The organism is Dysgonomonas sp. PF1-14, assembly GCF_029892965.1.
Lineage (GTDB): Bacteria > Bacteroidota > Bacteroidia > Bacteroidales > Dysgonomonadaceae > Dysgonomonas.
Genome location: NZ_JARXWN010000006.1, coordinates 1 through 13,453, shown reverse-complemented (window position 1 = coordinate 13,453; position 13,453 = coordinate 1). Strand labels below are relative to the sequence as shown.

The following is a 13,453-nucleotide window of genomic DNA, read 5'->3' as shown; positions in this document are numbered from 1 at the left end:
CTCTCTCTACCTCTGATAAAGAGAGACTATTATTTTATTCTTCGAAGTTAATATAGTCAGAGACTTCTCCTTCTGCGTTATCTTTATTTACCGCACTCACAAAGTACGTTCCACTTCCCGGAAGCATATATTCGGTAGCATCTGTAATTTTTACAATCTGGGCAGTTTTAGCCACTTTTTTGTAAATAACATATTTCAAATCACTTCCTACCGATGACCAGCTTAGTTTCCCTCCTGCAATTGTAACTGTAACTTTACCGGGTGTAGGTAAGGTAGCACGCCCCATAAACGGCCTGAGTGCAGGATCTTTATAATATTCCTTGACTACACTTTGCAGGTCTCCAAGATTTTCCACAAAATTTTTAGCCCTGTAGAAGAATCCTCCAAAGTTGCCCTTGCTATCATAAGCATATGCCAATTGCTTTGAGAAGTCTGCATTGTTCATCTTTCCACTCAATTCTGAAGGGTTATTTACCCGGTAAAGAGGGAATCCTGAAACAACAGGCGTTGAGGTATTCTGTATCCACCATCTCAACTGGGTTTCGAAAGGATAGTAAGTCGCAATTGACGAAGACCCGTTGTAAAGCTGAGGTACAATAAAATCTACCCAACCGTTTTGGCTCCATTTAGTCAGATCGGCATAAAGACTACTATAATTATAAGGACCATCTGTAAAAGGACTTATACTGAATAAGATATCCGGATGGTTTGCCTTTAGCATAGTAGATACTTTCTCTATAGCCTTGTCTACACAGCCACGCCTGAAGTCGTCAATATTTGTATAGCCGGCTCCATAATCGATAAAGTCCTGAGCATCATCGAGAGCTGCACCCTCTTCCGGATATGGATAGAAATAGTCGTCGAAATGTACTCCATCGATATCGTATTTATCAGCTACCTCTTTTATTACTTTCACCAGATAATCAGGCACTTCAGGATGCGAAGGACGAAACATTACCCTCGTATATTGTCCGTTAGGGTATTCCATCGTCCATTCGGGATGAAGAGCAGGAGCACTACCGGGTGCCGGAACAAAGTTCTTTTTGTCTGTGGTAATATCATAAGGATTGAACCATGCATGCAATTCCATTCCACGCTTATGAGCTTCTTCTATCCAAAATGCCAACGGATCATATCCCGGATCGACACCCAGTCCGGAGAGCCATGTACTCCATGGCTCTATATCGGATTTCCAGAATGCATCTGCCTTAGGGCGCACTTGTGCTACTACTGTATTTATATTCAGCTTCACCAATTCGTCCAACAAGTCAGTATATTCTTTTTTATGATTTGCAACATTTGTACACTTAGATATATCCAGATTCCAGACAGTGGTAAACCACACAGCTCTAAACTCTTTCTTAGGCATTTCCTCCACAGTTCCCGGATTGGGAGACGGACGAGAGTTCGCTTCATCAAAAGCATCATCCCTTTCGGTACAGGAAAATATGAATCCTGCCAGAAATGCGGTCACTATCAGATATTTAATATTTCTCATTATATTCTTTATTAGTTTTAAGGTTAATCATCTACTTTTTTAGGAAGTTCAATTATTATTATACCTGAATTACCTGCAATAGCCATAATGTAGAGTTTATCTCCTGTCCTATTGGTTGTTGTTGCCAATGTTGCTCCATATGTAGCTACTCCGTCGTGAGAATAAACACCCATATTATGAGAGAAAATCGGTCCTGACGGATTTGCTTTGAATATCTCTAATGCCTGCTGTGTAGAATCTCCATTTGTTATATCATAAATATCGACAGATATACCAATTGGAGGATTAGCACTTCTCGATCCTGACACTATTCCAAGATATCTGGCATTGTTGTAGTAGAATACACAGGCATACAAGCTTGCTGCAGGAATTGCTCCACCAAGAGGCATAAAGAACAATTCGTTCATATCCCTATTGCGCATACTCAATTTTCCGGCCTGTACAACAGTGTATTCATTCAGATTACCAACACCGCCATATACAGAGTGATCTCTTACTGCATTAAGATACATATGGCCTAACTGCCCATCTATTGGAGAAATATTGGAGATAGGTACAAGCGTATGATTCCCAATCGTTGTATAGTTAGTAACTTCACCCCTAAGAAGATAAGTAAAATCATTTTTATAAGAGAATACATATCCATTACCATTTTCGTCAAGCTGCATTGTGGAACCATCACCATATCGGGAAGTGATATCGAATCTTCCTGTCACAACCGGATCTGCACTAAGATCTGTCCAGCATCTTACATGATATCCCGAACCCCATGCCAATAGTGGTGTAGAATAGTAATATCCATTGAATGCAAATGCATTGGTAATTTCATATGTACCTGAATATGTTTTCGATACAGCTTTTCCACTAAGGTTTCCTGCGAGCAAACTGGCAAGAGGCACATATTCTATCCTGTCTACAAGAGGTATTACAACTCTGTCTGCATCAATAGATCCTTGTCCTCTGGTTGTTGCCCCACCATAATTAGGGAATTTATTAGCTCCTGAAGTAAAGTCGTGTATTATTTTATTATCGAAATCTGCACCTACTGGTGGAATATAAATAAACTCGATAGCATATTCATCAGTCCTGCCCATGTGGTCAAGCTTAATTGTTCCGGGATTGTCCTGATATATTTTACTACCCTGTAGGGCTGTAAACTCATACAAGGCGTGCTTAGGCAGCATTTCTATTGACTTCAAGAAAACATATTCACCATTCTTGGCATCAAGATATAAGATCTTATTCTCTTTATCCACTTCCCCGATAACCTCGGTAACGCCATCCTCGAGCGTAACTACAACTCTGTTGATAGCTGGATCCATTGCCGGAGACAAGATGTTGAATTTCACCTTATATGTACCGGATACTTCGCGGTTGATAATTTTGATTTCCTGAGGGTTGGTCGCAAAGAAATCATAAGTTTCAAATTCTGGGGCTGCACCAAGAGCAATACTCCCTGTAAACCTGATATTCTGCAGATCTGTTTCTGCAGGCACATTGTCGAAAACAAACATGTTTTCTTCGGGAACATAGGTTCCCCTTATGGCAGTTTTGCCATCTATACCACCATTTGCTATAATCAGGTCACTGATAGTTGTAAGCCTTTCATATCTGGGCTCGAAATTATCGTTACAGGCAAACAGAATTGTAAACAGCAAAGCTAGTCCGACAATCTTAAAATTAAAATTTTTCATAATTAAGTATTAGGTTAATTATAACGAATCCGTTTGATTTGATTTTTCTATTTAAGGTGCTAAAAGGGTATTACTCTTTTAAGGTTCGACATCTTTTGGCTCTACTTCTATTATTATACAACTAATAATCAAGAAGATAATCGTGTTCTCTTTTCTTTGTTTCGTATGCGGATTACTTCTAGTGTGAATTTTATAGTTACACTTAGCACTCACAAATGTATTATAATTAATATAAGAAAAAAACACTTCGGCAGTTAAAATATATGAAATTATACATATAAATACTAAATTCATACAATTTTAGTTAAATAACAATATATAGTCTTGCTATTTCAAAACACCTTGACTACATTGCAGTCTCTTTTCTTTTTAAAATTATGCGTTATTTTAATATTCAACTGATTATTATACATTTAAAACTAGAGCTAACTGGTTGATTAAATATTATTATGTTTTATTAGTGTATTTTAATATTACCACTTACTTTCTATTAATGAAGTATATAACTGAATCTAGAAGCATATAAAATGACACCAATTACCCCTATTATGTAGAATAAAATGTCAGACATGAAAAATAAAATTTGAAATTACATCTAAATAATAGTTAATTATAAATCATTTTGGCAATTTTCAGAAATATAAATAAATTTGAAATATTAATCAATAATTCTAATTATCCGGAATATATCATGAAAACACATTTTAAATCAATGCTAGTGCTTATATTATTGGTTGCATGCACAAGTATAAGCGCACAAGAGCTTACTTTTGGAGCAAAAGGAGGGCTAAATGCTTCTATGATGATAGGCGACACTAAAGGATCGAAAATACAGCCAGGTTTTCATCTGGGGATGACTGTCGACTACGAATTTTCTAAAAATATATATTTAATGTCAGGCTTAGAATTAACAACAAAAGGAGGAACCGAGAAGAATGGTTCAGGGGCACGCTTGACAGCATGGCCACTATACATCCAGATGCCAATCCATGTCGGAACCAAATTTGAGATAAACAATAATATTAAACTAGCTGTACATGCCGGCCCATATGTGGCATACGGCATATCGGGACGATACAAGATAAAAGGATCGTCGGGACTAAATGGAAGCTGGAACATCTTTAGTGACGGTGTAGAATATAATACAAGCATTTTGACGGATGACATAGGCAGGCCAATCCTTTCCAAAGATTTGCTGGATAACCCTTCACTGTATCCGAACGTAGCCAACAGAATAGTAAGCACCGAAAGTCCGTTTGCTCTTGGAATGGAATCTAACTGGGTAAATACCCAAAGCGTTATAGCAAACTCAGGACAACAACTAATGAAAAAATTTGACTTCGGTGTCGGCATCGGAATAAGAGTAGAATTTGACAAATTCGATATTAATATAGGCTATGAAATCAGTGCTCTAAATACAGCTAAGCGCACAATATTCAAGCACAACTTCACCGACGATGAATTGAACCAGATCGGGGATGACTACAAAAATGAAATTGAAGCAGCCAAAGCAATGGGTTCCGCAACTGTATATAAAACACCTGATTATAAAATTAGAAATGGAAATTTATATGCAGGTATAGGCGTAAGATTCTAATACCCAATGTATATAAAGAAATAGAGGCTGTCTGGTAAAACCAGACAGCCTCCTTTTATGCTTTCAGCTTACTTACTTTTCAAAAGTAAACTCCAGAATGCTCCCCATAAAAGCGTTTCTTTCCTCCCTACTCTTTATCGTCTCAAACGGAAAGCCCACTACCACAGTTTTATATTCCCCCGATGATGCAACGCCTGCACTCAGGCCATTCTCACTATATCTCAAGAATGTAAATGAATCATCATTTGCCGGCTCCAGAGCATCAGGAGATTCTACAACATACATTTTTTCATTCAGTTCATTATAAAATGAACAGTCACCCTTCAGCATTTCAAATGGCGATGCCACAGTTTTTACTGTCCCTTTCCGGGCAGCCTGCCCGACCATCCATTTATATTTCAATACCTGCTGCGCAAAATCCTTATCGGCTTTCTCCACACAATCGTTATCCCATAGATCGGACGCAACAAATGCACCGCTCACAAAGATATTTCCTTTATTATTACAATAATCTTTTATCTTAGCCTGAAAATTAGGGGTAAATGTCTTAAAATTATAACCAAATACCCCGCGTCCTACTCTGGTTTGCTTCTGTTTGCCAAGAATAATATCTACAAGTCTGTATTTATTCATTGATACCTGATTTTTCACTACAGCATCGCGGCTTGCGGAAATAAAAGAATAACCATTATCAATTATAGCTTCGCCGTGAACGAACGGATAATCGAACGTATTCCCTGCTACAACAGTAGTCTCATAATCTGAATAGCTATCTCCAAACCCCGAAGAATCATCATTCAGCCAAGGCAAACGACGGCGAAATTCTTTTTGGCTACCAATATAATTATACTGGCTGATATATGGGACACCATGATCTATGGCATCTACAAAACCGGCTATACTATCAGACGTCTGAAAATTATGTGGAGCAGATACACGATCAAACCCATTAACAACAAGCACACAACCCTTCTCTTCACTCTTTCTGCAAACGGAGAGTATTTCCGATGGGAAACTTTGTCCTCCAGCGTTCACCGCTGTCACTTTATAGCTATATATCTTATCTTTTTCGATATCAAGTTCTATGAAATTTTCTTTTACAAGCCTCCCGTTGTCGAATGCGGAATCTCCGATCTTAGTATATACTATATAGCTGTCCGGAATAGCCGAATTTTCTAACAAATCGATGGTCGGTTGCCATTCCAACTTTACTTGCATCTGCCCTGCAAAATCGAGGCTAAAAGTATTGACAGGCAGCGGTTGTACCACATATTCCTGCCTGTACTGTTCGGCAACAAATTTCAACATTCCTTTATATACTGCCCTGCTAACTTCGAACTGGAAACGGGGATCAAGCCCATATTTCATATCCGCAAAGTTCTGGTGCGACAATAATTCCAACAGCATAGTGGGCACCTCAGGAATACGGGCTTCGGCATACGAGCGGTTCCAAATATGGCGTGTAGTCCATTCCGGTTCGTAATGCGTACGGATTCCCCTTTCTATTTCTTCCATGATGTATTGCGTCAAATCTCGCGAAAGAATGCGGGGTTTCTTATTCTCAAATAATTCATCGTTGTAATGAGTCATACAAATACCCAATGTACCGATTATAGAATCATTATATGTTACTCCGGCATCGGTATGAAAAGCAAATGCAAGATCGACAGGGATCCCCAATCCTTCTTTTTCAGGCAGAACAGACGACCCTCCGGCGATATAGTTCACCCAATAGGCTCTACTCTGATAATCATCGGTATAATCGTTCGTTCCCTTACTTTTCGAATATATACTATCGGGAGCACCTGCCCATTGAAGCCAATATCTCGATGCCTCAGTGTATCGGGGATACAAACTTATTTCAGGTTTTACATCTATTTTTGGAGAATCTTTTACCGGAGAATCAGTTTTGATAGCCTCCGAGCTTTTCACATTTTCAGTCATCACACCTTCCAGGTTTGGCTGGCGAGCTATGTTCCCCATTCCGCCTCCTATTTTTACGGCATCGGCAGTCACAACACTTCCTTTTCGAGCAGACTTATTCGACAACTCTATACGAAATTTGCTATTGAAACCTTTATCGAAAGTGAATTTTCCAAGATATATCCATGTTCCTCCTCCTATCTGCTGATTTACAAGAAACTCAGTTTCTCCCCCAGAATGAAAGACAGTATATCTGGCATCGGGCGCACTGTTTTTCAGCGATTTATAAGAAATATAAACAGCATATTCCCCCTTTTCGGGCATATCAGGTATCCAACTACAAAAGCTTTTTTCTGCCTCTTTGGTAACTGTCTTAATCTCTCGATGAGTCCCTGCCTCAAATGGATTTTCTCCATCCAGATAAAAAGGTTTCAAATGAGCAAATCCATAACCTTGAGACCTGTCCCACTTTTCTTTTCCATTTTTTTCCTCATATACAGAACCAGCCGTACTGGCATCCGCATCTATTATTACCTCATGTTTCTGCGTGTCTCTCTCGCGAGGAATCAAAACATTTGCTCCGGCATTTTCCAGCATCGGAACTATATATGGCAATATATAGCTTTGTGTGTACAAATCTTCAACTGTCTGAAAAACCCTTGCCCTTTGCCATTTCCAGCGCTTTTCTTTCTGGTTATAATATCTCCCGTGACTTTGCCAGACAACGAGGTGATGCCCGCCTAAGCCTCTAGATATTGTATTGGGTTGCGATATCCTTGTTACCAAAGGATTGGATATTTTATTTCTGAACCTTTCTTTCCTACCTCCAGCCAGATAATCGCTTATCGGATATCCATCGGAAAATATAGAAACTTTATATTTTTTATATTTTTCAGGCAACAGGGCTTTCACTCCGGCATTTATAGTTTCCACATCCTTATCCTTAATTATCATATAGGATAAAGGTACACCCGCGAATAACCTTATTTCATTTTTCACAAGCGAAACCGAATCAATCGTTATCGGAGGAATCCGCGTTTTCTGCATAACATGCGAGGTCAGAAATTTTCCGATACTTAATTTCTCAGCTTCAGACAAAGTGCCCTGAGAGAAGGTATTTTGAATAAAAAAGAACAGCACGAATAAAACAGCTATTCTTCTACATACCGACATATTAGATTTAAGAATACTTCTCATGTATTTTTGATAAATTTAAGAGCCTGTTTGAAATAGCTAACATAGACTATCTAATACCCATTAGATAATACTTGCAGTAAAAGCAACCTATAAAGCAAATCTATTATTGCACAGGCTATGGTATTTTTGAGGACAAAATCTTTCTGTGGTCAAATATAGGAAGTAATTATTTTTAAACCTTATTCCCAAATAAGCAAAACCAATACATTAACAACTTTTAGGTGTTATGTTTATTTTTTTACATTATGTTTTTATGGTATTCCATCAACCCTTTCATTGATTTCCCCACAATCTGATCAACCTTCAATCCATATTCTGCGGCTACATCTCTCAATATACTAGAATACATAACAGCAACAGCCCCAACAAACCGGATAGGATAGTCAGCTGCATCATATTGTAACACATTTCTTTCGAAAAAAGACTTCATACTATTTTTTACAAGATTATAAATATACTCATGTTCGAGATGCTCCGACAAGAAATAGGAAAACGTATGAAGTAATTTTTGCGGGCTTTGCTGATTATATATGAAATTGAGTATTTCATTTTCATCTATCTTATACAAATCGTAAAACGGTTCGATAAGTTCTTTCGGCGCTATGCCTTTAAGGCAATCGGAGAGGAAAAATTTACCCATAGAAGCACTACTCCCCTCATCACCTAATATAAAGCCAAGAGGCTTCACATTCTTCACAACTTTCTCCCCATCGTAAAAACAGGAATTGGAACCGGTGCCAAGAATACATGCAATGCCTGCCTCATTTCCAAACAATGCCCTTGCAGCTCCGACCAGGTCACTTTCTATTACCGAAGGAGTGCGGAACTGCGACTCGAGGGAGGCCTTTACAATATCTTTCTTTTCATCATTAGCACATCCTGCGCTGTAAAAATAAATAGTAGAGCATTTTATTTTGAAAAACTCAGGTGGCAGCTGCAAACGAATCACATGGCTTATCTGCTTCCTGGTTTGCAAATAAGGGTTTATCCCATCTGTAATACAATGTTCTATTATTTCATTTTCGAACCGCGATGTTATACACCATTCAGTTTTCGATGAGCTACTCTCTCCTATTAGTATCATTTTGCAATTATATATAATTATTTAATGCCTAGTTGACAAATACCGCTTAAAAGTTCATCAGAATATAAGCACAGAGCAAAATTAACGATTATTATCAGTCAACTTTTCATTTTTGTTTTAAATAATATATTTTAATGACTTTTTCATCAAAGAAATATGCTTTTCATGGTCCATGATCCTGTAAAAACATTATCTATCACAGGCTATATTCAATTACCTGCGATCTGTATCCTTTCGTTTTCTCTGAAATAAAGGTTAATATTTAGAGTCTGTTTAAATTTTACCAAAATATTTTATTACAGATTCTTTTTCATTCATTTTTAGGCTCTTTTGGTTTAATTTATCCCTTTTATCGGCTTAAATAGCCCGCTATTATCACCTCAAAAAAGAATAAATTATTCCCAAAATGGCTCTAAAAATCTGAATGAATAAAATTTAAACAGACTCTTACTCTTTATTCGATTACATCAACAAATCATACTCATGATTTATACAACCTATGCAAAAACAGTAATTTAATGTGAAATACACCTTCACATTAAAAATAAAATTCGGTCAGCAAATACTGACCGAATTTTATTTATGGAAATCCACACAGAAATATAAGGAGAGGAATAATTTCCGGACTCCTTATGTGTTTTAAATCACAGTTTCACTACCTCTTTTTTTCCGCTATATGAAACATTTATACCCTTTGCATTCACATCGAAAGCTTTTGGTTTGTTTTTATCGACAAATACAACATTGAACGTCCGATTTTTAAGCATGCCCGGATATTCGCCCTGACGGTCACCGATAACCAGCGTACGTAATGACTCGTCATACGTCAGAGGGATCATACTGTATTGTCCCTTTTCGTAATTGTAATTCACACCTTCATCTTCATACAGCGTAAATGTTCCATTCTGACCGGCATATACATATAGCGTAATGGATTCAGGTAATTTTTCATCCACATATTCTATTTCCGGTCCGTAAGGCATAATAGTCCCTTCACAGAAGTATAACGGCATTTGCTCGTAAGGAGCTGCGACAGTTTGACGCTGACCTCCCTGAACATATTTTCCGGTATAAAAATCGTACCATCCGGTAGTAGCAGGGAAATATACCTCACGACTGCGGGCACCATATTCATAGACAGGACATACCATAAGCGATGGACCAAACATATACTGATCGCCAATATTTTCTACTTGCTTATCTTTGCCAAAATCCATAACCAAAGCACGCATAATGGTATAATCATCGAAATAAGATTTTCCTGCCAATGAATAAATATAGGTGGTCATGGCTGGGGCTATGGAGATGGATTTATTTACAAACGCCAATGGACCGAAGAACTTGAGAAATGGCTTAGAGAAGAGATTAACTAATACTTAAATAGAAAAGGACTTATGAAAAGAAACTCTATATTCTGCTTCCTACTCATTCAACTATTTTGTTTGTCGGCCCTACGAGCCGAAATCCGCCTGCCTGCCGTCTTCACAGACCACATGGTATTGCAGCGAAACTCGGAGGTAACTATCTGGGGATGGGGTAGCGCAAGCGAACACATTACTATCATACCCGAATGGCTGAATGGCGATACGATAAAGACCCAAGTCACCAACATGGGCAAATGGTCTGCACGTATCCGTACGGTAGAAGCAGGCGGCCCTTACAAAATCCATATCAACGGCTCTTCACAAGTCACGCTATCGGATGTGATGCTGGGCGAAGTTTGGCTGTGCAGCGGTCAGTCTAATATGGACTGGTGTGTGAACTACGGCATAACGAACGGTGATGAAGAAGCGCAGAAAGCGGACTTCTCCAATCTACGTATCTTCCACCTTCCGCAGATGGGAGCATCAACGCCTCAGGAGAATTGCTTCTCGCAATGGGCACGCTGTACCCCCGAAACCATGCGAAAGACTAGTTCTATCGGCTACTTCTTCGGGCGTAATATCAGCGAGGAGTTGGATGTTCCCGTTGGCATCATCGTCGCTGCCTGGGGAGGCACTCCCGCCGAAGTATGGACGCCAAAGGAAAGCCTGATGTCGGATCCTGTACTGGCCGATTATTTCTATGGTTCTACTCAGTGGTGGCCGATAGAAGCAGGTGCGCTGTTTAATAGCATGATTCGTCCGGTTATACCTTACGAAATAGCAGGATGTATCTGGTATCAGGGCGAAGCTAACCATACCCGCGCCAATTCCTATGCCCGCCTGATGCAGCGTATGATATCCTCGTGGCGCACCGGATTCAACAAGGAGTTTCCTTTCTATCTGGTTCAGATAGCTCCTTTCACCTATAATTCGACTGACAACGGTCCTGCCCTGCTCCGCGAACAGCAGGCAATGCTTCCGAAAATGATGCATAAGGTGAAGATGATAACGGTATCAGATTTGGTAAATGATGTGAAAGATATACACCCGCGGGATAAAAAGAGCGCAGGGCTGCGACTCTCTTATCTGGCTCTGGATGATACATATGGCAAGTTTGTCGGCGATTACGAAAGTCCTGTATTTAAGGAGGCTTACCGCAAAGGAAATCAGGTATTTATTACATTCGACGGCGTAAAGAAAGGCTTAGTCATTAAAGGTAGTAAAATTGAAGGATTGAAAATATCGGGAGATGACGGAATATGGAAAGAAGCTACGGGCAAAATAGAAGGGAATAAATTGGTTGTTTCAACAAATGGATTACAATCCTCTACCAAAGTAAATATTAGTTATTGCTTTGATGATGATAGTATCGGGAATTTGTTTTCTACCGAAGGAATTCCTGTGATAGCTTTCCGTATGGAAAAATAAAAACGACTAAACACTAATATTTAAATAAAATAATTTTTCTTTAAGGTAATCGTTTTTTGAGTGAATCAAAGGGGCTGTCGTAATGGACAGTCCCTTACTGTTTCTTCCAACATTTTAGCCATACACATTCTACTAATTCTCCTAAAATATGAACTAACCTCATGTTTATTCTATCACTATTTACAGTGTTACCCCTGTTTTGAATATCGCAATTTCTTTAAAGCCTGTTTCCTCGTGTTTCAGGTGTTTGCCGTCACATACATCGACTGTGAAATTGATAAAGTCGTTGAGGACAGTCTCCATACTATTGCCTTCCAGTAATGCACCTGCATTGAAGTCTATCCAGTTTTTCTTGAAGTTGTACAACTTCGAGTTGGTCGATATCTTCATCGTAGGAACAAAAGCGCCGAAAGGAGTACCGCGTCCTGTTGTAAACAATACAATCTGGCAACCCGACATCGCCAGAGCCGAAGCGGCAACAAGGTCGTTACCAGGTGCATTCAACAGATTCAGTCCATGTTTGTTTACAGGTTGACCGTAGTCGAGTACATCTACCACTTCCGAATTTCCACCCTTTTGTGTACATCCCAGCGATTTGTCTTCAAGGGTTGTGATACCACCCGCTTTGTTTCCCGGAGACGGGTTTTCATATATCGGCTGGTCGAAACGGCGGAAGTAATGCTTGAAGTTGTTGATCAGCAATACTGTGTCGTCAAATACTTTCTTTGTTTCAGCGCGGTTCATCAGTATAGTCTCGGCACCGAACATTTCAGGAACTTCGGTCAATATACTTGTGCCGCCTTGTGCTATCAGCCAGTCGGAAAATTGTCCTACAAGCGGATTAGCTGTGATACCTGAGAATCCGTCGCTACCACCGCACTTCAATCCTACTTTCAGTTTCGATAACGGAAGCGGCTCGCGTTTGTCGTTACGCATATTTTTCACAAGTTCCTTCATCATCTGGAAGCCTGTTTCTATCTCGTCCTGTACTTCCTGCGAGATTAAGAAACGTACACGCTTCTCATCCCATTCGCCCATCACCGCCTTAAAGTCTTTCTGCTGATTGTTTTCACAGCCCAGACTCAGTACAAGCACACCTCCTGCATTTGGATGCTTTGCAAGGGCTGCCAGTGCCTTTTGGGTGTTCACATGGTCGTCACCGAGCTGTGAGCAGCCATAGTTGTGTGTATAGACGCGTATGTCATCGATATGCGATACATCCAGTTCATTCTTCACGCGGTTGATGATCGCCTGAGCCTGTCCGTTTACACAGCCTACGGTAGGTACTATCCAGAGCTCGTTGCGGATACCCATTTCACCATTGTAGCGCAGGTAACCGTTTATTTTCAGATCGCTCTTTTTTATGTCCAGTTTAGGATGTACAGGTACATAGCTATATTGCAGGTCATCGTGCAGATTGGTTTTTACATTCTGCGTGTGTACATGCTCACCTGTATGTATATTTGCAGTCGCATGCCCTATCGGATAGCCATATTTGATGACATCTTCATTCTCTTTTATCTCCTTGATGGCGAATTTATGACCTGTAGGAATGTCGTTTTTTATCACGATGTCCATTCCTTCCACATTCAGTTTATCACCTTCTTTCAGATCTTCTATAGCCACACATACGTTGTCTGACGGGGCTATTTTTAAATATTTGTTCAT

At 39.4% G+C, this 13,453-nt stretch carries 7 protein-coding genes and 2 pseudogenes; 3 read left to right on the top strand and 6 right to left on the bottom strand.

Annotation, left to right across the window (positions count from 1 at the left end; genetic code table 11):
- Positions 1 to 34 precede the first annotated feature (34 nt).
- Positions 35 to 1,498 carry a family 10 glycosylhydrolase gene (locus M2448_RS08830; protein WP_280645794.1) on the bottom strand — a complete coding sequence of 488 codons (1,464 nt, stop codon included), beginning with the start codon at positions 1,496 to 1,498 and terminating at the stop codon, positions 35 to 37.
- Between the two features lie 23 nt (positions 1,499 to 1,521).
- On the bottom strand, positions 1,522 to 3,192 hold the full coding sequence (locus M2448_RS08825) for a DUF4623 domain-containing protein (protein WP_280645793.1): 1,671 nt from the start codon (positions 3,190 to 3,192) through the stop codon (positions 1,522 to 1,524).
- A 691-nt stretch (positions 3,193 to 3,883) separates the two neighbouring features.
- Here M2448_RS08825 and M2448_RS08820 point away from each other — a divergent pair.
- The gene (locus M2448_RS08820; protein ID WP_280645792.1) at positions 3,884 to 4,789 is read left to right on the top strand and encodes an outer membrane beta-barrel protein; all 906 of its coding nucleotides are present in this window, start codon (positions 3,884 to 3,886) and stop codon (positions 4,787 to 4,789) included.
- A gap of 72 nt (positions 4,790 to 4,861) precedes the next feature.
- On the opposite strand, the gene M2448_RS08815 is transcribed toward M2448_RS08820, so the two are convergent.
- The 3 genes and pseudogenes from M2448_RS08815 to M2448_RS08805 form a co-directional block, all read right to left on the bottom strand.
- Positions 4,862 to 7,909, bottom strand: a complete 3,048-nt coding sequence (locus tag M2448_RS08815; protein WP_280645791.1) for a xanthan lyase — start codon at positions 7,907 to 7,909, stop codon at positions 4,862 to 4,864.
- A 238-nt stretch (positions 7,910 to 8,147) separates the two neighbouring features.
- Positions 8,148 to 8,993, bottom strand: coding sequence for a hypothetical protein (locus tag M2448_RS08810; protein WP_280645790.1), 846 nt, complete (start codon positions 8,991 to 8,993; stop codon positions 8,148 to 8,150).
- Positions 8,994 to 9,637: 644 nt separating this feature from the next.
- Positions 9,638 to 10,273 (bottom strand): annotated as a pseudogene (locus tag M2448_RS08805) (DUF5110 domain-containing protein); the annotation flags it as partial.
- Here M2448_RS08805 and M2448_RS08800 point away from each other — a divergent pair.
- Positions 10,274 to 10,366 (top strand): annotated as a pseudogene (locus M2448_RS08800) (alpha/beta hydrolase); the annotation flags it as partial.
- Positions 10,367 to 10,387: 21 nt separating this feature from the next.
- Entirely contained in the window at positions 10,388 to 11,785 is a 1,398-nt protein-coding gene (locus M2448_RS08795) for a sialate O-acetylesterase (RefSeq protein ID WP_280645789.1), read from the top strand.
- 180 nt (positions 11,786 to 11,965) lie between these two features.
- Here the strand turns inward: M2448_RS08795 and M2448_RS08790 are convergent, their stop codons facing one another.
- Positions 11,966 to 13,453 carry an altronate dehydratase family protein gene (locus M2448_RS08790; RefSeq protein ID WP_280645788.1) on the bottom strand — a complete coding sequence of 496 codons (1,488 nt, stop codon included), beginning with the start codon at positions 13,451 to 13,453 and terminating at the stop codon, positions 11,966 to 11,968.